19 protein-coding genes and 1 tRNA gene are annotated in these 19,680 nt (G+C 66.8%); 9 read left to right on the forward strand and 11 right to left on the reverse strand.

Going from position 1 to position 19,680, the window contains the following annotated elements; translation table 11 throughout:
- Window positions 1–7: 7 nt before the first annotated feature.
- The 4 genes from AC07NY_RS20740 to AC07NY_RS20755 all read right to left on the reverse strand — a co-directional run bounded on the left by AC07NY_RS20740 (window position 8) and on the right by AC07NY_RS20755 (window position 4,077).
- On the reverse strand, window positions 8–1,078 hold the full coding sequence (locus tag AC07NY_RS20740; protein WP_494585372.1) for a DNA polymerase III subunit delta': 1,071 nt from the start codon (window positions 1,076–1,078) through the stop codon (window positions 8–10).
- Window positions 1,078–1,728 (reverse strand): dTMP kinase, encoded by a 651-nt coding sequence (tmk, locus tag AC07NY_RS20745; protein WP_494585373.1) that lies wholly within the window; start codon window positions 1,726–1,728, stop codon window positions 1,078–1,080. The genes AC07NY_RS20740 and tmk overlap by 1 nt, the downstream gene beginning before the upstream one ends.
- Before the next feature lie 9 nt (window positions 1,729–1,737).
- Window positions 1,738–2,898, reverse strand: a complete 1,161-nt coding sequence (locus tag AC07NY_RS20750; protein ID WP_494585374.1) for a D-alanyl-D-alanine carboxypeptidase family protein — start codon at window positions 2,896–2,898, stop codon at window positions 1,738–1,740.
- A gap of 120 nt (window positions 2,899–3,018) precedes the next feature.
- Window positions 3,019–4,077 (reverse strand): septal ring lytic transglycosylase RlpA family protein, encoded by a 1,059-nt coding sequence (locus AC07NY_RS20755; protein WP_494585375.1) that lies wholly within the window; start codon window positions 4,075–4,077, stop codon window positions 3,019–3,021.
- Between the two features lie 471 nt (window positions 4,078–4,548).
- Here AC07NY_RS20755 and AC07NY_RS20760 point away from each other — a divergent pair.
- A tRNA-Ser gene (locus AC07NY_RS20760) sits at window positions 4,549–4,638 on the forward strand.
- A gap of 168 nt (window positions 4,639–4,806) precedes the next feature.
- Here AC07NY_RS20760 and AC07NY_RS20765 read toward each other — a convergent pair.
- Both AC07NY_RS20765 and AC07NY_RS20770 read right to left on the reverse strand, forming a co-directional pair.
- Window positions 4,807–5,019 (reverse strand): DUF4287 domain-containing protein, encoded by a 213-nt coding sequence (locus tag AC07NY_RS20765; RefSeq protein WP_494585376.1) that lies wholly within the window; start codon window positions 5,017–5,019, stop codon window positions 4,807–4,809.
- Window positions 5,012–5,449: a DoxX family protein gene (locus tag AC07NY_RS20770; RefSeq protein WP_494585377.1), complete on the reverse strand. Its 438-nt coding sequence runs from the start codon at window positions 5,447–5,449 to the stop codon at window positions 5,012–5,014. Before AC07NY_RS20770 ends, AC07NY_RS20765 begins: the two co-directional genes overlap by 8 nt.
- 153 nt (window positions 5,450–5,602) lie before the next feature.
- On the opposite strand from AC07NY_RS20770, the gene AC07NY_RS20775 reads away from it, so the two are divergent.
- Both AC07NY_RS20775 and AC07NY_RS20780 read left to right on the forward strand, forming a co-directional pair.
- The gene (locus AC07NY_RS20775) at window positions 5,603–6,118 is read left to right on the forward strand and encodes a MarR family winged helix-turn-helix transcriptional regulator (protein ID WP_494585378.1); all 516 of its coding nucleotides are present in this window, start codon (window positions 5,603–5,605) and stop codon (window positions 6,116–6,118) included.
- A gap of 210 nt (window positions 6,119–6,328) precedes the next feature.
- On the forward strand, window positions 6,329–6,535 hold the full coding sequence (locus tag AC07NY_RS20780) for a hypothetical protein (RefSeq protein ID WP_492286255.1): 207 nt from the start codon (window positions 6,329–6,331) through the stop codon (window positions 6,533–6,535).
- A gap of 42 nt (window positions 6,536–6,577) precedes the next feature.
- On the opposite strand, the gene AC07NY_RS20785 is transcribed toward AC07NY_RS20780, so the two are convergent.
- Both AC07NY_RS20785 and AC07NY_RS20790 read right to left on the reverse strand, forming a co-directional pair.
- Window positions 6,578–7,498 carry a CobW family GTP-binding protein gene (locus tag AC07NY_RS20785; protein ID WP_494585379.1) on the reverse strand — a complete coding sequence of 307 codons (921 nt, stop codon included), beginning with the start codon at window positions 7,496–7,498 and terminating at the stop codon, window positions 6,578–6,580.
- Between the two features lie 5 nt (window positions 7,499–7,503).
- Window positions 7,504–9,066, reverse strand: coding sequence for an amidohydrolase family protein (locus tag AC07NY_RS20790; protein WP_494585489.1), 1,563 nt, complete (start codon window positions 9,064–9,066; stop codon window positions 7,504–7,506).
- 194 nt (window positions 9,067–9,260) lie between these two features.
- Between AC07NY_RS20790 and AC07NY_RS20795 the strand changes: the two genes are divergently transcribed.
- Entirely contained in the window at window positions 9,261–11,867 is a 2,607-nt protein-coding gene (locus AC07NY_RS20795) for a bifunctional acetate--CoA ligase family protein/GNAT family N-acetyltransferase (protein ID WP_494585380.1), read from the forward strand.
- Window positions 11,868–11,918: 51 nt separating this feature from the next.
- Here the strand turns inward: AC07NY_RS20795 and AC07NY_RS20800 are convergent, their stop codons facing one another.
- Window positions 11,919–13,568 carry an MFS transporter gene (locus AC07NY_RS20800; RefSeq protein WP_494585381.1) on the reverse strand — a complete coding sequence of 550 codons (1,650 nt, stop codon included), beginning with the start codon at window positions 13,566–13,568 and terminating at the stop codon, window positions 11,919–11,921.
- A 197-nt stretch (window positions 13,569–13,765) separates the two neighbouring features.
- Window positions 13,766–14,392, reverse strand: coding sequence for a LysE/ArgO family amino acid transporter (locus AC07NY_RS20805; protein WP_494585382.1), 627 nt, complete (start codon window positions 14,390–14,392; stop codon window positions 13,766–13,768).
- A gap of 68 nt (window positions 14,393–14,460) precedes the next feature.
- Here AC07NY_RS20805 and AC07NY_RS20810 point away from each other — a divergent pair, with 68 nt between their 5' ends.
- From AC07NY_RS20810 to AC07NY_RS20830, 5 genes are all read left to right on the forward strand, one after another.
- A complete protein-coding gene (locus AC07NY_RS20810; RefSeq protein WP_494585383.1) occupies window positions 14,461–15,369 on the forward strand; it encodes a LysR family transcriptional regulator ArgP in 909 nt (302 codons plus the stop codon).
- Between the two features lie 190 nt (window positions 15,370–15,559).
- Window positions 15,560–15,886 (forward strand): hypothetical protein, encoded by a 327-nt coding sequence (locus AC07NY_RS20815; protein WP_492286248.1) that lies wholly within the window; start codon window positions 15,560–15,562, stop codon window positions 15,884–15,886.
- Window positions 15,883–17,670, forward strand: coding sequence for a peptide ABC transporter substrate-binding protein (locus AC07NY_RS20820; RefSeq protein ID WP_494585384.1), 1,788 nt, complete (start codon window positions 15,883–15,885; stop codon window positions 17,668–17,670). The genes AC07NY_RS20815 and AC07NY_RS20820 overlap by 4 nt, the downstream gene beginning before the upstream one ends.
- A 216-nt stretch (window positions 17,671–17,886) precedes the next feature.
- On the forward strand, window positions 17,887–18,861 hold the full coding sequence (locus AC07NY_RS20825) for a Bug family tripartite tricarboxylate transporter substrate binding protein (protein ID WP_494585385.1): 975 nt from the start codon (window positions 17,887–17,889) through the stop codon (window positions 18,859–18,861).
- A 75-nt stretch (window positions 18,862–18,936) separates the two neighbouring features.
- Window positions 18,937–19,083 (forward strand): hypothetical protein, encoded by a 147-nt coding sequence (locus AC07NY_RS20830; protein ID WP_494585386.1) that lies wholly within the window; start codon window positions 18,937–18,939, stop codon window positions 19,081–19,083.
- A 20-nt stretch (window positions 19,084–19,103) separates the two neighbouring features.
- Here the strand turns inward: AC07NY_RS20830 and AC07NY_RS20835 are convergent, their stop codons facing one another.
- Window positions 19,104–19,679 carry a regulatory protein RecX gene (locus AC07NY_RS20835; protein ID WP_494585387.1) on the reverse strand — a complete coding sequence of 192 codons (576 nt, stop codon included), beginning with the start codon at window positions 19,677–19,679 and terminating at the stop codon, window positions 19,104–19,106.
- Window position 19,680: the final 1 nt, after the last annotated feature.

A 19,680-nucleotide genomic window follows, 5' to 3' on the forward strand; every position in this document is an offset into this window, starting at 1 on the left:
CTTCGCTTCACGCTGCGCGCGAGCGGGACACCGCAGACGACAGATCATGAAACAGGGTCATCACAAGCGGGCGGCGGTCGAGATTATAGGTCTCGACCTCGCGCGCCTGCTGTCCAAGCTTTTCCCATACCTCCGCCAGCGGTGCAAGGCGCGCCGGTTGCGCCGCAGCATGCGCGTGAAGATGGTCGGAGATCCAACCCTGGATGGTCTCGATCATCACCGCGAAGTCGCGCTCGCCCGCCTTGCCGGCGACATCCTCGGCCAGCGCCATCAGGGCGGTGAGGTCGATCTGCGGGAGGGCGTCGAGCCGCGCCCTCACCGCCTCGACCAGCGCCAGCGTCTCGGGATCGACATAGGTCAGCGCGCGGCGTACCGAGCCCTCGGACAGGCTCGCGGCCCGGCGCAGGGCCGAACCGTCGAAGGGCATCTCCATGCGCTCCAGCGCGAGCCGGCCGGCTTCCGCGACATCGGCCTCGGCCAGCGGGTCGAAGGTCAGGAGCCGGCAGCGCGAGCGGATCGTCGGCAGCATTCGGCCGGGCGCATGGGCGACGATCAGGAACAGCGCGCGCGGCGGCGGCTCCTCCAGCAGCTTCAGCAGGGCGTTGGCGGCCGAGCGCTCCATGTCCTCGGCGGAATCGACGATGCAGACGCGCCAGCCGCCCTCGGTCGCGCTCGACCCGAAGCGATCGATCACGCGCCGGATCGAATCGACCGGAATGTTGCTCGTGTAGCTCTTGCCGTCCGGCTTCGGAATCCGGCGCAGCACATGCAGGTCGGGATGGGACTGCGCCATCACGCGCCGCGTCGCCGGATCGTTCTCGGGCATGGCGAGATCGGCGCTGCGGGCCGCCCGCTCCTGCGGATCGCCAGCCGCCAGCAGGAAGCGCGCGGCGCGATAGGCGAAGCTCGCCTTGCCGATGCCCTCGGGCCCGCCGAGCAGCCAGGCATGGTGCATGCGGCCCGATGCCAGCGCGTCGATGAAGGTCCGTTCGCGCACGGCATGGCCGACCATGGCGAGCGTCTCGCGCGGATGTGGCGCGCTCGGCAGCCGGTCGGGTTCGTCGCTGGTCGCTAGCATCAGGTGTCCGAATCGATGGGCAGGCGCTCGCGCAGGATACGCCACGCCGCCTCGGCGAGCGCCTCGGGAGGCAGCGTCGCATCGAGCACGGCGCAGCGCTGCGGTTCGGCGCTCGCGATATCCTGGTAGGCTTGGCGCAGATTGCGATGGAAGGCCAGCGTCTCGCCTTCGAAGCGGTCTATCGCCTCGCCCGGACGGCGGCGCTTGGCGGCGCGGGCGAGACCGATCTCGGGATCGAGATCGAGGATCAGCGTCAATTCAGGCATCAGGCCCGAGATCGTTACGGCCTCAAGCTCGGCCAGCACGGCCTTGTCGAGCTTGCCGAGCACGCCCTGATAGACCCGCGTCGAATCGATGAAGCGGTCGCAGATCACCCATTCGCCGCGCATGAGCGCCGGGCGGATCAGGCTGTCGATATGGTCGATCCGCGCGGCGTAGAACATCAGTGCCTCGGCGAAGGGGCCGTAATCGCGCGCCTGCCCGGCCAGGATCATCTCGCGGATCGCCTCGGCCTTGGGCGAGCCACCGGGCTCACGGGTCGTCCGCGCCGTGAGGCCGGCCGCAATGAGCCGTTCGCTGAGCGCGCGCGCCAGCGTCGACTTGCCGGCGCCCTCCCCGCCTTCAAGCGTGATGAAACGTCCCTTGCTCACCCGACCTGCTCAGCTCCGGCTCAGGGCCTTGCGGACCCAGCCGGTCGTCGCCTCCAGCAGCGCGTCGAGCGCGCGAGACTGCAAGGTGCCGGCCTGCACGCTCTCGGCCGCGTAGAGCGGAATGTCCAGCGTCCTGATGTCACCGCGTGTCACCACGAGCCGCGCCACCTCCGCACCCTCCTGGACGGGCACGGTCAGCGGGCCGCGATAGACGATCCGGGCCGCGAGACGCTCCGTGCTGCCGCGCGGCAGCAGCAGGCTCACCGCGTTCTTGCTCCGGAGCGCGACACGGCCCTTCTCGCCGCCAAAGACGCTGGCTTCGCCCACCGTCTCGCCGGCAGCGAAGAGCTGGCGGCGCTCGAAGGCGCGGAAACCCCATTCGAGCAGCTTGCGGGCTTCCGTCGCCCGGTCGCGCGCCGTCTTGAGGCCGTTGACGACCAGCACGAGCCGCTGGCCGTTCTGCACGGCGGAGCCGACGAGGCCGAAGCCCGATTCCTCGATATTGCCGGTCTTGAGCCCGTCCGCGCCGATATCCATCGTCAATAGCGGGTTGCGGTTCTGCTGGCGGATCTTGTTCCAGGTGAACTCGCGCTGGCCGAAGATCTTGTAGAGCTCGGGATAGGTCTTGATGATGTGGTCGGCGAGGAGCGCTAGCTCGCGCGCCGTCACCCGCTGCTGCGGATCAGGCATGCCGGTCGCATTGCGGAAGACGGATTTCGTCAGGCCGAGCCCCCTCACCCGCTCGGTCATGATCCGTCCGAAGGTCGGCTCGTCACCGGCGATGGCCTCGGCCAGTGCGATCGAAGCGTCGTTGCCGGACTGGACGATGATGCCCTGCAGGATGTCGGAGAGCTTGATCCGGCTGTTGAGGATGGCGAACATCGCCGAGCCGCCCGAGGGCCCGCCGCCCTTGCGCCAGGCGTTCTCGGAAATGCCGATCTCGCTGTCGAGCGTCAGGCGCCCGGAGTTGAGGTCCTGGAAGGCGACGAGCACGGTCGCGAGCTTCGCCATGCTCGCCGGCACCATCAATTCGTCGGCCGCCTTCTCGTAGAGCACCGCCCCGGTGTCCGAATCGAGCAGCACGGCATAGGGCGCCTGCGACTGGAAACCTTGAGCGAGAGCAGCAGGACCTGCGGACAGGAGCCCGAACGCCAGAACGAGCCCAGCCATCAGCCGGCGGGCAGCCCGGCGCGGCGCGGCAAGTCCTTTCTCACGAAGTCCTGGCTGACGGCAAAAGGCGCTCATGCCTCGATGTGAAGCAGAGCGCCCGCCATCAGGTCAAGCTGGAGATCAGTTCCGCGCGAGCGGCTGCAGGGAGTGCGGCGCGAGCTTGTTGAGCGGATGGGTCTTGGCGAGGCGCTCGCCCGCGCCCTTCTCCGGAGCGGCGAACAGGCTCGCGACGCTGGCACGCGTCGGCGGCAGGGTGGTGCGCAGCGTTGCGGGAACCGCAACGGGCTTGGCTGCGTTGGCGATGGTGTCGAGGTCGAACGGCCGGTTCGGCGGCAGCGGAGCGGCGCGCATGGACGGCGCTTCGACCGGCGTTGAGACGGTCGATGCGAGAGTGGCTACGACCGGGGTCGAGGGCGTGATCGTCCGCGGCTGCTGGGGAGCGTAGGCCTGCACGACCGGGGTCGGCTCGGGCTCGACGGCCGGCTGCGCATCGACATCGACGCTGCGGGTGCGCGTGGTGGCGACAGGCTCGGCGCTGGCAACCATCGTCCGGGCGCTGGTGCCCGGGATCGGCGCGGCCGAACCGTCCGTGCGCAGCGTGGCGAGCAGCAGCTTGTCGTCGGAGCCGGCAAGCGAGGCCTGGCCGAGATACTCCATCTTGATCCGCGCCGTGCCGAGATGGCGGAAGGCGAGCGCATCGGCCGTCGTCTGCGACAGGTCCATCATACGGCCGCCATGGAAGGGGCCGCGGTCGTTGACGCGCACGATGATCGAGCGGCTGTTCAGGAGATTGGTGACGCGGGCATAGGCCGGCAGAGGCATGGTCGGGTGCGCGGCCGAGACGCTGTAGCGGTCATAGACCTCGCCATTGGCGGTGCGGCGGCCGTGGAAGGCCTCGCCATACCAGGATGCCAGGCCGACCTGCGAATAGCCGACAGGCTTCTCGAACGGGGTGTAGCGCTTGCCGGCGACGGAATAGGCCTTGCCTACGAGCTGGCGTCCGCCGCCCTTCGGCACTTCTTCGCCCTCCGCCACCACACGCTGGCTGGCGGGGCCATATTTCGATTGCGGGAAGGCCCCGATTTCCTTGGAGCGGCGGCCGGCGGTCTGGTTGCCGGCGCAGTTGGCCGCGAACAAACCGACGAGAATCACGCAGCCCATGCGGGCGACGGTTGGCATGGAAGAAGACGCTGGCAGCGACCCGGACATCGTGGAGTTGGTCCCCTTGGCCGAGAAGCGAGCGTCTTGAGTCATTCCGCCAATTCCGCTTTCTGCGCCAAAAACATTCCGTCGGCTCATCGCCATAGGCGATTGAGCCGAGTTTTCGGCCAATTCCATTAAGGGATCGTTAAGCCGCTAAAATCCGCTGGAAAGCGGACCACTGAACAGGCCATCCCTGCGCCGTTGGGCGGCCACAGGAGTGTTCGAAATGGGGCGCATGTCAACGCCGGGGCATTCGCGGCAGCCATTTTTCTGTGCAGCGTGGCCATCAGGACACGGTCTGGATAGGAGTTGGAGCGGGCTCAGAACCGGCTCGATCGCGAGGCGTCACCGCGGTTTGCGCATCGCGGCGACCCTGTCGATCGGCTGCGCATTGGTGCCATCTTCCACTTGCAAATCCGCTCCCCGACCGGCATTGAACGGCCGCACGGAAGGGTGGCCGAGTGGTTTAAGGCAGCGGTCTTGAAAACCGCCGTGGGTGCAAGCCCACCGTGGGTTCGAATCCCACCCCTTCCGCCAGTTTTCATGAGGCGGCTTCAGAAGCCCCTGGCAGCGGCATCGGTTTTGGGCCCCCGAGGGGCGATCGTCAGCGCCTCTCGGTCATTTGCCTAGCCGCGCGCCGATGTCGGGCGCATCACCTGATCGAAGCGCTTTGTCGAACTCTGCTGCTCGCCGGGTTTTCTCGCTCTACTTAGCCTCTTTCGCCAGCGTGTAGGCCACAATGGCGTTGGCGTGGCCGTGGCCCATCCCGTGGTCGATCTTCAGCATCGCGACCAATTCCATATGCTTTGCCGGAAGCCGCTGGCGGACCAGTTCCTGCCATTCCCCGACGGGGCGTCCGTACTTCTTCTCGATCGAGGGGAAGTAGGAGGCCGGGCCCTTGACTATGTCATCAGCCATGAGTGCCGCTTTCGTTGTATCCGGGAGCATCCATCGATGGGCGCGCCCGGCCGCCAACAGGGACTATTGCCCTGAGATTGGGATTTCGGAGCCAGAGACCGCCCCATAGGAGCAAGCCCAGATAGAGCCCGAACAAGGTGTGGCTGAAGAGCGGGCTGTCCACCCTGACCTGCGTCGCGATCGCGCCGCCCAGAAGCCCGGTTGTGACGATCGCGCCAAGCACGCTGGTCCGAGGGATCGCGTACAGGATGACGCAGGCGAGTTCGATCAGGCCGATCAGCAGCGTCTGTCGCGGATCCCACCCGAGCGAGCGGAGCGATTCCGTCGCCACCGCAGCACCGGCGAGCTTTGGGGCCACGGAGGCCGTCAGGAGAAACAGGATGACGAGCGCCGACATCGCCCGCCCCGTCATGACGAGTTTGGGGCTCATGCCCGATTTCCCGACCCCTTGTGGTCCGGGCATTGCGTGTTCCCGCGACATGGTCATCTGCAAAACCATCTCTTTCGCTAGCTTTTCTCAATGAGGCGATTTATCTTGATGGAAAGACAATATCCGGATTTATCTTTCCGTCAAGAGAGTTTCATGGATCACGTGTCATCGCGTATGGAACAATGGCGCCGGGAATTGCCCGACGTGGATACCGCTGGAATGGCGATCCTCGGGCGCATGCGTTGGATCACCCTGCAAGCCAGGCCGGACATCGAAGCCGTGTTTGCCCGGCACGGTCTCGACACCGGCGAGTTCGATGTTCTCTCGACGCTGCTGAGAGCGGGGCCGCCCTACCGGCTGCGACCGACCGAGCTCTTTCGCTCGCTGATGATCACCTCCGGCGGATTGACGGCCAGACTGGATCGCCTCACCAATCGCGGCTTGATCACACGCGCCGAAGCGAGCAGCGACAAGCGCAGCTTGCCGGTAGAGCTGACCGCCCAAGGTCGAGCGTTGGTCGAGGCTGCCTTTCGAGAGGACATGCTGGTCGAGCGGAGGCTGATCTCCGGCCTGTCCGATAACGACAGAGGCCAACTCGCCAGGCTGCTTGAGCAACTGGCCCTGCTCGTCGGACAAGCTGCGAACGGGCAATCCGGGATCGAATCATGAGGTGCAAAGGCCGGCGGATGCGAGGCGCCGGCCCGGTTGGGCGTGAGCTGGGCCTGACGACGCTGAGACGGCCGCCCGCATGCGCTCGATCTTGTCCAGAAGCCGCACGAATGAGGCGGTAGCGGCCGCTGTTTCGAGGGAATGGAAGCCCTCGTCTTCGGAAAATTATGGTATCGGAGGGGCTTCGCAATCACGAGACCGAAGCCGCCCATGCCGAAGCTTTGCAAGTTCACGTCGCCCAGCGACGGGAAGCCCCTCTATGTGAACCCCGACCAGGTGGCGGTGGTCTATCAGTTCAAGGGCGAACCACCGGACACGATCATCGCGTTCCGGAAGGATTTCCTTCTTGGCGTGAAGGAGAGCGTCGACGACGTCGTGGCCGCCCTCGAGCGGGCGTCATCGAACCAGGGGCAGTGAAACGCGGCGGATTGCCTGCCGCGATCGGGCCGGCGCCGGAGGTTATGTTCGTCCGGCCCGGCTCAGGGCCTCGTCGATCTCCGGTTGAGAGATCTTCCCGATCTCCGCGATGAAGACGAGGCGCGTGCCGCCCTGCCCCGGATCGTCCCGATCGAGCGGTGCGAGCGTGGCTCTTCCCCCCGCGAGCTGGAAGAGGTAGCGGCAATCCGGCTTTTCGATCGTGTCGAGTATCCCTTTTGCACGCACGAGCCGGGACGCCAGCCGGCCGATCGCCTGCTGGAAGCCGCCGAGCGAAATCGGTTCCTCGGATATCCAGTTGAAGCTCTCGAAACGGTCGATGCTCGGCCGTTTCGGGCGCGTCGTCCGCTCGCGAGCCGTCCCGACCTCCGGAAAGACGAGATCGAGCGGGATATCGCCCCCGGTCGCCTCGACGACGGCCGCCCTGCGGTTGATCTGCGACAGGGCGCGGCGGCGTGCGTCGAGGACCGGCCCGTCGACAAGATCCCCCTTGCTGATGGCGACGAGGTCGGCGGAGCGGAGCTGGCTCAGAAGCAGGGGATCGCCGAGATCCGGCTCCGGTGACGCGGCATCGGCGACGCACAGAACGGTCTCCAGGGGAGCCTCGCGCCAGACCACCGGATCCATCAGGTTGCGGATGATGTCCTCGGGATCGGCGACGCCGCTGGTCTCGATGACGATGGCTTCCGGTCGCGGGCTTCGCCGCAGGAGGCTGGAAAGCGTCCGCAGCAGATCGCCTTCCAGCGAACAGCAGATGCAGCCATTGGCGAGGCTGACGACCCCGTCCTCGGCGCCGGCAATGAGCTCGGCATCGATATTGATCGCGCCGAAATCGTTGACGACGGCCGCGATCCGGCGGCCGTCGGCCTGCTGCAGGATACGGTTGACCAGCGTCGTCTTGCCGGCCCCGAGAAAGCCCGTGACCAGCAGGATCGGAACCGGCATGGCGGCTACGCTGCCGTGCCGAAGGGGCGGCGCACCGGCCGGCCGGGCCTCGCTGCGACATGCATGAGGCCGTCGGCGATGACCGGCTCACCGCTGACGACCAGATGCCGGACGCCTTCGGCCGGGCGGTTCATCGCCGAGAACTCGGCCCGGTCGGTCAGCTTGTCCAGATCGAACACCACGACATCGGCGTCGGCTCCGGCCTTCAGCCGGCCCTTCTCCCGCATCGCGGGCGTGCTTGCGGCCAGGATCTCGGCCGGGATCAGCGTGCATTTCGCGATACCCTCGCTGAGCCCGATCGCCTGCCGCTCGCGTACCCAATGGCGCAGGAAGCGCGTGAAGGTGCCCGACGAGCGCGGATGCGAGGTCGCTTCCTCAGGCAGCGGCCAGGCGTCGCCGGTATAGGTCGATCCGTCCGGCATCGACCAGGGCATCGCGTCCGATGCGATCGCGCCGCCGGGATACAGCACCGAGAGGTCGAGCATGTCGCGGTGGCGGGCATTGTTCTCGGTGTCGAGCACGTGCCAGAGGACGAGCTGCGACGGATCCTCGGATTGCGCCGTCAACAGGTCATCGCGGTCCTGGATCCGGCGCCCGCTCGTGACCAGCTGGATCTGCTGGTAGCGCGTGTCGTTGCGGCTTTCGAATTCCGGGTCGCTGAAGAACGCGGCGGCGATCACCGTCGAGCCCGTGCCATAGGGATAGGCTTCCACCGTGATCGGCAGGCCCTGCTCCTGCGCCTTCCTGATCAGCCGCGCGCAACGCTCGACATCGGTCTTGCTGGAGCTGTTGAAGTGGCAGATGTGCATATGCGCGCCGGTCGCGCCGGCATAGCCGATGAGGCGAATATAGGCCTCCGCAGCGCTCTTCGGATCGGTATTCGCCATATAGGCGATATGGGTGAAGGTCGGGACGCCGCGCTCGGCGGCGAGCTGGCAGAGCGCCGTCAATTCCTGCACGCCGGCGCCGGGTGCGTAAGCGTTCAGGATGCCGATCCCGATGCCGCCTTCGTCGAGCCCGGCCGCGATGCGGTCGAGGATGTTCTGCTGCTCGGAGGGCGAGGAGATATTGTCCATCCAGCGCGGATCGCGCATGGCGCGCCCGAACGCTTCCAGCGACGATTCCTCGTTGATCCCGATCATCGCGCCGATCCGGGCGAAGGCCCAGTTCGTCGCGGCGCCGTAATTGAGGATGCGGCCCTGCTCCGCCTGCCGGCGATACCAGGACGCCACCGGCAGCACGCCCGCCTCGAGATCCAGCGTGGTGGTGACGCCATCGAAAGCCTGCATCCGGTCGGCCGGGATCGACTGGCCATGGGCGTGAAGGTCGATGAAGCCTGGCGCGACGATCAGCCCCCGCGCGTCGATCACGCGCTCGGCATGGCCAAGGTCGGAGCCGATCGCGACGATCTTTCCGTCAGCGATGGCAACATCGGCGATGCCGTCATGGCCGCTTTCCGGATCGACGACGCGGCCGCCCGCGATCAAGAGTCCGCTCATCTGCCCTCGCCTCTCGTTCTCTGGATGCCTAGTCCGGCCGCAGCCATGGCCGGCCCGATGTTGGCCGATCCGGAATTGCCGGGGCAAGGGCGCCGCCCGGCGCATGGCTGTGGTCGATCATGCGGGCCAAGCATGCGCAACGCTTGCTGGGGTGCTGGCGACCGAGCCGGCATCAGAGCCATATCGGATACGCGCAAAGTACGGCTGGCCCGATTGCCGGGAATCGCGTCTGCTCGCCGCCTCGAAGACGGAAACGCCGATCGATGACGCTCGCCCTGATCCGACGCGCGCTTGAACCCAGGACAATCACGCTCATCGCCGGCTCTCCTGAAACGGATGTGCTCGCGGCACAAATCCGTTCGCAATCCTATCGCGGCGAGCTCACGGTGCTTCCCGGCGGGAAAGCTGTTCCGCCCTTGCGGCCCTGCGATCTCCTGATCGCCCCTGCTGCCGATGTGGAGCAGGTACTACGGCTGGTGGAAAGCGGCGGCGCCGGGCTTCTCGTGCCTGACGGAAACATCGCCGATGCCGGGCGCTTGCGCAGCGCAGCACGAGCGGCCGGCATCCGGTTGATCGGGCCATCGTCGCTCGGCCTTGCCGCGCCGCGCCTTGGCCTGAACGCCACTGCGGTTCCGGTGCATCTGGCAGCGGGTTCGCTCGCCCTCGTCGCGCAATCCAATTCTGTGGCGGCCGGAATTCTGGCCTGGGCCGCCCGGCGCGGGATCGGGTTTTCGGGCGCCGTCGTCCTTGGCGAAGGTGCCGATGTCGATATCGCTGACGGCCTCGATCATTTCGGCGCCGATTCCGCGACGCGCACGATCCTGCTCGCGATCGACGACGTCACTGACGCCGCGCGCTTTCTCTCGTCGGCGCGCGCTGCCGCGAGGCTCAAGCCGGTGCTGGTGCTGAGGCCGCCGCGCCTGGAGCCACCCTGGCCGGCCCTGACGCATTCCGCCCTGATCGTGACCAGCGACGCGGCGCATGATGCCGCGTTCCATCGGGCAGGCCTGCTGCGCGTCAACGATCTCGACGAGCTTTTTGCCGCCGCTGAGACTCTGGGCCGCGCCCGCGCTGCGGATGCCGGCCGGCTGGCGATCGTCAGCAATGGCGAGGGGCTGGCGGCCCTGGCCGCAGCGCGGCTGCGGCGGGCCGGTGGCGTGGACCGCCAACTCCGCGAGCCGGTGATCGTCCGGACGGCGCAGGACTATCGCGACGCGACGACCCGCCTGCTGGCCGAGAGCGACGTCGACGCCGTGCTGGCGCTCAACGCCCCGCTCGCGCCGGACGACCCGGCAGATTGCGCGCGTGCCATGGCCGAGGCGCGTTCCGCGTCTCCGGCGGGCAAGCCGGTGCTGGCGGTATGGGTCGGCGGCGGCGAGGAGATGGCGGGGACCTTCGCTGCGGCCGGCATTCCGTCCTTCGCGACGGAGCAGGATGCGATCCTCGGCTTCCAGCATTTGACGCGTCATGCCCGGCTGCTCAAGGAGCTGATGGCGACGCCGCCCGTGCTCGACGACGATGACCAGCCGGATATCGTTGCCGCTGCCGCGCTCGTCGAGCGGGCGATCGCGCAAGGTCGCAGCTGGCTCGAACCGGATGAAGTCGCGGAGCTGCTGGCCCTGTTCCGGATTCCGACGCTCGGCCTCGTCATCGCCACGGATGCAGCGGCTGCCGCCGAAGCCGCCAAGGTCCAGTTCGCGGCTGGCCGCACGGTCGCTCTTAAGATCGTCTCCCCCGATATCGCGCATAAATCGGATGTCGGCGGCGTCGAGCTCGACCTTGCGAACGAGCGCGCCGTGCGGGAAGCCGCCGCCCGCATGGCGGAGCGCTTGCGCCAGTTGCGGCCGGAGGCGCAGCTGGCCGGGTTCCTGGTGCAGCCGATGGCGCATCGCAGCAAGGCGCGCGAGCTGATCGCAGGCTTTTCGGTCGATCCCTGCTTCGGACCGGTCATCGTCTTCGGACGCGGCGGCACGGCAGCCGAACTCATTGCCGACACGCATGTCGCGCTGCCGCCGCTCGATCTCGCCTCGGCCGAGAACCTGATCGCCCGGACGCGGGTATCGCGCATCCTGGCCGCCTATCGCGACGTTCCCGCGGCCGACCGGCGTGCGATCGCCGCTGTTCTGGTGGCGCTCGGCAGCATCGCCTCGGCGCTGCCGCAGATCCGCGCCATGGACCTCAACCCGATCCTGGCCGATGCGAGCGGCGTCATCGCGGTCGATGCCCGTGTCGTGCTGGAGCCTGATCCCGCGCGCCGCCGCCGTCCGGCGATCCGGCCCTATCCCGGCAGCTGGACCTTGCAGCTCGCCTTCGGCGAGCGGCGCTTCCTCGTTCGCCCGATGAAGCCGGAGGACGAGCTTTCCATCGGCGCGATGCTCGGGCGGGTGACGGCCGAAGACCTGCGGCTACGCTTCTTCGCGCCGCTGAAATCGTTCAGCCACGCCTTTCTCGCCCGCCTGACCCAGCTCGATTATGCGCGGGAGATGGCCTTCATCGCCATCGAGGAAGGCAGCGGAGAGGCGGCCGGCGCCGTTCGCCTGCATGCCGATCCCGGGCATGTCGAGGCCGAATACGCCATCTTGCTGCGCTCCGACCTGAAGGGCATCGGGCTCGGCCGGGCGCTCATGGAGCTGATCCTCGACTGGGCCAGGGCGGAGAAGCTGCAGCGCGTCCATAGCCAGGTTCTCGCGGAGAACGCGCCGATGCTCGCGCTCTGTCGCGACCTCGGATTCGAGATCACGCTCGATCCGGACGATACCTCCGTCAGGCGCGTCGCGCTGGACCTGCACAAGGCCGCGGGCAAGGAGCGGGGCAGCAAAGCCGGTCAGCGCCGCCCGGCCCGAAAGCGCCGGCCGTCCAAAAGCGGCTGAAGCAGACCTCCTGCACTTCGAGAAAGAGACCGAGCCCCCAGGGCAGAGCGTTCACGCTGAGCTGTTGGGCGTTTCGGACCGGAAGATCTCGGCCTTTCGCGGCGTCGTGGTGGGTCTTTCGATCGCGAGCGTCACGCCCGGCCCACCGGGGCCCCTATGGAGCTCGGCGAGGCTGGCATTCAGCGTCCTATCGGCCGTCGTCTGGCGGTAGTTGAAGCGCAGATAGTCGTTCCATGTCGGGGTGCGGAACGTCTCGGTCCACACCGCCGTATCGTGCAGGTTGCGCGTGAGGATCCACCGGCGCGCTCCGTTGCGTCCCTGGGCGCGCCGGCGCTGCAACATCAAGGCGAGGAACGGCTCGACCTGATCGGCGGCGATCCGGTACTCGATCTTGACCGCGATCGGCCCGCTCCGCGGCTTCACGTCGAGGCTGATCTCGGGTGCCTCGACGTGATCGGGCGTCGATACATCGGCGTCCTTGCGCTGGTGGATGGGCAGGAGCACGCCGAGAATGGCGACGCTGAGCGAGGCCGCGCTCGACGCCTGCAAGGCGAAACTCAGGGAATAGGACTCGGTGACCATGCCCCAGAGCCAGCTCCCAACGGCGAGCCCGAACGAGGTGAGCGCGTAGTAGAGCGAGATCGTCCGTCCGACGACCCAGCGTGGGCTCGCCCATTGCACGCTGATGCTCAGGCCCGACCATCCCAGGACCCAGCCGGCGCCGCCGAGCATGAGCGCGACGACGGCGACAGCCGCGGTCTGGGTCAGCGCAAGGCTGATCGTGCAGGTTGCGCAGGCGATGCAAGCCAGCTTCAGCATCTGCTCGTCCGACAGCCTTCGCCTGAGTGCCGTCGAGGTCAGTCCCGCGAGGAGCGCCCCGGCGCCGAAACCGGCCATGAGGACGCCATAGGCAACCGCTCCCAGCTTCAGCTGATCGCGCACCACCAGCGGGAGAAGCGCGAGGATGGCGATGCCCGCGAGGCCGAACAGGAAGCCGCGCGCGAGCGCCGTCTTGATCTCGGAGGACAGCGACGTGAAGCGAATGCCGTCGGAAATCGCCGTCAGCATCGCTTCAGGCGGCAGCCGCGCTTCCGGCACCTTCCATTTGGAGCGCCAGACCACGATCAGTGGCGCGAAATGGCCGAGGGTATAGACGCAGAAGGCCGTCAGAGGGCCGAATGTCGCGAGAATGATGCCGCCGAGCGCCGGCCCGACGCTGCGCACGGTGTTGAACCCCACCGATGTCAGCGTCACCGCGGCGGCAAGGTCCTTTCGATCGACGATATCGCCCACCGACGCCTGCCAGGCCGGATCGTTGAAGGCGATGCAGCAGCCCGCAAGGAAGCTGAAGAACAGGATGATCCAGGGATTGATCAGCCCGAGCGCGACGAGAAGCGTCAGCGTGGCGGCCGTCAGGGCCATCAGGGAGCGCGCCACCAGCATCACCTTGCGGCGGTTGAAATTATCGACGATGGCGCCGGCGAAGATCGACAGGATGAAGGCCGGCAGGTTCGTCGCGGCCTGAACGAGAGCGACCATCACGCTGGACGGCGTGATCGTCGCCATCAACCAGCTCATGGCGATGGTCTGGATCAGCCATCCCAATCCGGAGATCAGCCCGGCAAGCCAGATCGCCCGGAACGTGAGATTGTTGAGCGGCGCAAACGGCCCCGTGCTTGCCGCAGGCTTTCGTACATCCATAACCGGCTTAGATCCGACGTATGTTCATGGGCGCCGGCATTGATTCCGAGCCTGACACCGGACTCTTACGTCACGAATCCTGTTTGAGAAGCGCCAGCAGCGGATGGCGACGGTCCGCTGGGAGATGGGCTTGTCACTCGCGAGAGGCGTCTCCTTGCCTGGAAGGGTTTCCTCTGGGCATGGAGGTGGCGATCCAATTACGTAACGAAGGCGCTGCGCAGAAGGCTGACGGCGAGAGCGGCCATCATGATTGCGATGAGCAGATCCAGAACACGCCAGGCCGAGGGCCTGGAGAAGACCGGAGCCACGAAGCGGGCGCCGAAACCGAGCGCGGCGAACCAGGCGAAGCTCGCGGACGCACCGCCGATGACGAACCAGGACCGTTCGTCCACCGGCAGGCTCGCGCCGATCGCGCCCATCAGCATGACCGTGTCGATGTAGACGTGAGGGTTGAGGAACGTGAAGGCGGCCGTGCCGGCAAGCGCAGCGGCCAGCGAGATGCCCGCCTCCTGCTCGACGACCAGGCTCGACGAGGCCATGGCACGACGCAAGGCGCCATAGCCATACCAGATCAGGAAGACGGCTCCGCCCAGGCTCAGCGCGACGGAGAGACCGGGCACGGCGGAGAGCAACGCGCCCAGCCCGTTGACACCGGCGACGATCAGCGTCGCATCGGCCGCGGCGCAGAACAGCACGATCGGCCAGACATGCTCGCGCTTGAGGCCCTGCCTGAGCACGAACATGTTCTGCGCGCCGATGGCGATGATCAGCCCTGCCGAAAGCGCAAAGCCCTTGGCGAAGGCGGGAAGAAAAAGCGTGCTCATGGCCGCTTGATGCCCGAGCCGGTCAGCGTAGTCTAACTACATTCTCTAAGTCAGAATTAGGTTGGCTAATGCTCGACTATCTGGCGCTTGCCGCGGTGGCAGCCGTCCTGCGCGAAGGCAGCTTCGAAAAGGCGGCGTCGGTCCTCGGTGTCACGCCGTCTGCCGTCTCGCAGCGTGTGAAGGGATTGGAAGAGCGCCTCGGCGCAACCTTGCTGACGCGTGGAACGCCCTGCTTGCCGACCCCGATCGGCGCCAAGCTCCATGCCCATATCGAGCGCGTCAGGTTGCTCGAAGCCGATATCTCGGATGATCTGCAGGGCCTGGCAGGGGCTGGCGAGACAACGCCGACGCTGCGCGTCGCAGTCAATTCCGACAGCCTCAGCACCTGGTTTCCGCAGGCGGCCGCGCAGTTCACCGCCGACACGGGTGCTCTGTTGGACCTGGTCCTGGATGATGAAGCCCATACCGCGGAGAGACTTCGCACCGGCGAGGTGGTGGCTGCGGTCAGCGCCGATCTCGCGCCCGTGGCCGGTTGCAAGATCCACCCGCTCGGGGTGCTGGATTATGCAGCCGTTGCCAGCCCGGCGTTCCATGCCGACCATTTCGCGGAGGGTGTCGCCGGCCTGAGCCTGCAATCCGCACCGATGCTGCGTTTCGACCGGCGCGACGAATTGCAATCGCGCTGGATGCGGGAGGCCTGCGGCGTGACCCTGCTGCCGCCGACGCATTGGGCACCCTCGACCCACGGAATGCTGGAGCTGACGCTCGCGGGGCTGGGATGGTCGATGGCGCCGATCACCATGGCCTTGCCGCTGATCGCCGAGGGGCGGCTCGTCGAATTGCTGCCGCTCCACCGGATAGCAGTGCCGCTGAACTGGCAACGCACGCGATTGAACACGCGGCTGCTCGACGCCATGACGAAAGCCGTGAAGGCGGTGGCTGCGCGACAGCTTCGAAAGCTCGCGCCAGAAGCGTAAGTTCGCGCGCCCGAGGAGACGATCGGCTCAGCCGTCGTTAGCCTCGGCCGAATCGGGCAAGGCCTCTCGCTCTGCCATTGTCACGACGTGAGCCAGGTCCTTCCGGGCCTCTTCGTTCCGTGTTGCCGAACGCCCGCTCGTGAAGAAGAGCGCGCTCAAGCCCACCAGGAAGAGGAAGGTGAGATATCGCGTGAACATGAACCCCCGCAGCCATATGTTCGCGGGGCCAGCAATGGCCGGGAACTCTCAAATTGCGTTCAATTCGGAACGTAAAATTGCGCGCAAGCGGCGATTCTTCCGAGAGAACCGCGTTCTGGAGCGATGTTTGATCGGTTGGGCGCCCTGCCGGCCGCCTCCACGTCCGTCGGCGATGCGCATCGGCGTCATTGCCGGCATGCTCCGTCCATTCGCCGACTGGACGCCTGCGCCCGGCCATGCATTGCTGGCGCGCCAACGAAAACACGGCATCGAATGCCGGGGCACCGATTTTCTGAAAAGGTGGAGGGAAAACCCATGAAGGAAGAGGAAATCCGCGGCCTGGTCGCGGATGTGAAGGAAGGCACGCTGTCGCGACGCTCCTTCATGCAGAGAATGGCGGCCGTGGGTATCACGGCACCGATGGCGAGCCAGATCCTTGCCTGGAACGATGTCGCGATGGCCCAGCCGGCCGACCCCTACAAGCCGACCAAGGCCGGCGGCGGCGGACCGCTCAAGATCCTGCTCTGGCAGGCCCCGACGCTGCTGAACCCGCATTTCGCCTCGGGGACCAAGGACCAGATCGCCTCGCGCATCTTCTTCGAACCACTCGCCGGCTGGGACAAGGAAGGCAACCTGATCCCGCAGCTCGCGGCCGAAGTCCCGACCAAGGCCAATGGCGGCCTGTCCGAGGACGGCACGACCGTCACCTGGAAGCTGAAGAAGGACGTGAAGTGGCATGACGGCAAGCCGTTCACGGCCGATGACGCCGTCTTCACCTGGGAATATGCCGCCGATCCGGCGACGGCCGCCTACACCACCGGCTCCTACGCCAATATCAAGGTCGAGAAGATCGACAGCCACACCATCAAGGTGATCTTCAAGGAAGCGACCCCGTTCTGGGCCGACCCCTTCGTCGGCGTCGCCGGGATGATCATCCCGAAGCATCATTTCGGCGAGTACAAGGGTGCCAAGTCCCGCGAGGCCCCGGCGAACCTGAAGCCCGTCGGCACCGGCCCCTACAAGTTCGTCGACTTCAAGCCGGGCGACATCGTGCTCGCCGCGCGCAACGAGGACTATCACGTCAAGAACAAGCCGCAGTTCGATACGCTCGAGGTCAAGGGCGGCGGCGACGCGGTTTCGGCGGCGCGCGCCGTGCTCCAGACCGGCGAATACGACTACGCCTGGAACCTGCAGGTCGAGGACGAAGTCCTCAAGCGCATGGAAGCCGGCGGGCGCGGCAAGGTCGTGGCGGTGAAGGGCGGCGACGTCGAGTTCATCATTCTGAACACGACCGATCCGTGGACCGAGGTCGATGGCGAGCGCTCCAGCGTCAAGACCAAGCATCCCTCGCTCAGCGACCCGGCCGTGCGCCAGGCGATCAACCTCCTGATCGACCGCGACTCGATCGAGAAGTTCATCTACGGCCGCGGCGGCGTCGCGACGGCGAGCTTCGTCAACGAGCCCAAGCAGTTCAAGTCGACCAAGCTCAAGTATGAGTTCAACATCGACAAGGCGAACAAGATCCTCGACGACGCCGGTTGGAAGAAGGGCGCCGACGGCATCCGAGAGAAGGACGGCAAGAAGCTCAAATACGTCTTCCAGACCTCGATCAATGCTCCACGCCAGAAGACCCAGGCCATCATCAAGCAGGCCTGCCAGCGCGCCGGCATCGACCTCGAGCTGAAGTCGGTCACGGCCTCGGTGTATTTCTCGTCCGATGTCGCCAACCCGGACACTTACACCAAGCTGTATTGCGACATGGAAATGTACACCACGACGCAGCCGCAGCCCGATCCGGAGCGCTTCCTCAACCAGCTCGTCTCCTGGGAAATCGCCAGCAAGGAGAACAAGTGGCTCGGCCGCAACGTCTCGCGCTGGTCCGATCCGGAAGCCGACAAGGCCTACAAGGCCGCGCAGAAGGAGCTCGACCCGGTCAAGCGCGCCGCGCTGCTGATCAAGGTCAACGAGATCTTCTGCGAGGCCAATGTCATCCTCCCGGTCCTGTCGCGCACGGTCGTCGGCGCCTCCGCCAACAACCTGACGCCCGATATCTCGGGCTGGGAAGTCACGACCTGGAACCTGGCGAGCTGGTATCGCAGCTGAGCGCCTTGCCTGCTTCGGAGGCCGGGTTTCGCCCGGTCTCCGATCCTGAGATGCCCCGGCCCGTGCAGGGTCGGGAATGCTTCCACATATCCGGTTCGAAGCGGCCGCGCTTGCCCTGAATCCGACGAGCGGCCCGGCCGATTTTCCGGCTCTCCTGCACCCTGCACGCCACGAAGGCAGGGGCCGACAAGCGCCGCATCAAGGGAGAAGCTTTCCATGACGACGAAACGAGACCTGATCCTCGCGACCGCAGCCTTCGCGCTGCTGGCGGCTGCGCCGGCACTGGCCGAAACCTGGCCACAGAGGCCGATCACCTTCATCGTGCCCTTCCCGGCCGGGGGCGGCACCGACACCTTCGCCAGACCGCTTGCCGCCCAGCTCGACCAGCAACTCGGCCAGCGCATCATCATCGAGAATCGCGGCGGCGCCGGCGGCACGGTTGGCGCATCGGCTGCGGCGAAGGCCAAGCCCGATGGCTACACCTTCTTCGTCGGGGCGGCGCATCACGCCATCGCGCCGGCGCTCTATCCCAAGCTCGACTACTATATCCAGAGCGATTTCATCCCGATCGCGGTCATTGCCCAGCCGCCTCAGGTCATCGTCGTCCATCCCGGCAAGGTCCAGGCCAAGACCGTGGCGGAGCTGGTCGATTTCGCCCGGAAGAATCCCGAGAAGCTGAACTATGCCTCGGCCGGCAACGGCACGACGCATCATCTCGCCGGCGAGCTTTTCCAGATCTCGACGAAGACCAAGTTGACCCATGTGCCCTATCGCGGCGCCGGGCCTGCCTTGCAGGACACCGTCGCCGGGCAGGTCGACCTGCTGTTCGACGGCCTCGGCTCCTCGGCCGCGCAGATCCAGAGCGGTGCGCTGCGGGCTCTCGCGGTTGCGGCCCCCACGCGCTCCGAGGCCATTCCTGACGTGCCGACGGCCAAGGAGGCCGGGCTCGACGGCTACGAAGTCTCGACCTGGTATGCGCTCTGGGCACCGAAGGGCACGCCTGCCGAGATCGTGACCCGGATGCGCGGCGAGGTGCAGAAGGCACTCAAGACGCCCGCCATCGACGCCGTCTGGAAGAAGAGCGGCTCGCCGATCCCAACCTTGGCCGGTGATGATTTCAGCAAGTTCGTCACGGCCGAGGTCGAGCGCTGGGGCAAGGTTGTCAAGGAGGCGCAGGTCAAGCTGGAGTGAGGCTGGCGGCTCCGCGAGCGCCCTTCCCCCGCGGCATCGATTTGAGCTAGTGCCTTGATGCCAAAGGGATGGAGCATGATGAGGCTGGCCGTCCTCGGCTTGGCGGTCGTACTGGCCGCCTTTGCCGCCCTTCTGGCGGTCGGCTTCCTCGCCGACTTCGCGACCATGCCCTGCCAGGACGGGGTGTGGGACGCGGCCAGGCAAACTTGCATCCCGACCTGAAACGACGGCGGCCACCGCTGTCAGGTCAGTGTGTCGCCGTTCGTGTCCTCGTCTGCCGCACCGTCGATGACGGCACGGGCGATCGTCATCGTGAAGCCGGCCCGCGCCATCGCCGCCAGATCCTTCTGACGGTTCGCCGCCCGGTCTCCCCGCGACCAGGGACCCAGCCGCTTGCGCCGCGCGGTTTTCCGGGCCGTGGCCAACTCCTCCACCTCGTCGACGCTGCTGGCCTGTTTCGCGAGCTCGCGGCCAACGCCCTTGGCGGTGAGCGTGGCGGCCACGGCGCGCGCCGAGCGGCCACGGCGCCGGAGCGTCGCGGCTCTTGCCTCGGCGAAACGCTGGTCGTCGACCAGACCGGACGCGATGCAGCGCGCGACGACATCCTCAAGCGCGGTCGCGTGCGCTGCCGGGTCTTCGCCATGATGGCGGCAGCTCAGGGCGATCTTGCGCGCCAGCACCCGGCGCAATTGCGCGGCCGGTGCCGAATAGCGCTCGAGATAATGCATCGCCGCGCGCTGGAGATAAGCGGCCGTGATCCGGCGCGGCGCCCGGACGGGGCGTGCGCCCTGCCCTTGCCTGTCGTCTTCATCCGCCATG

The sequence above is a fragment of the Allobosea sp. GW821-FHT09G06 genome (genome assembly GCF_059416005.1).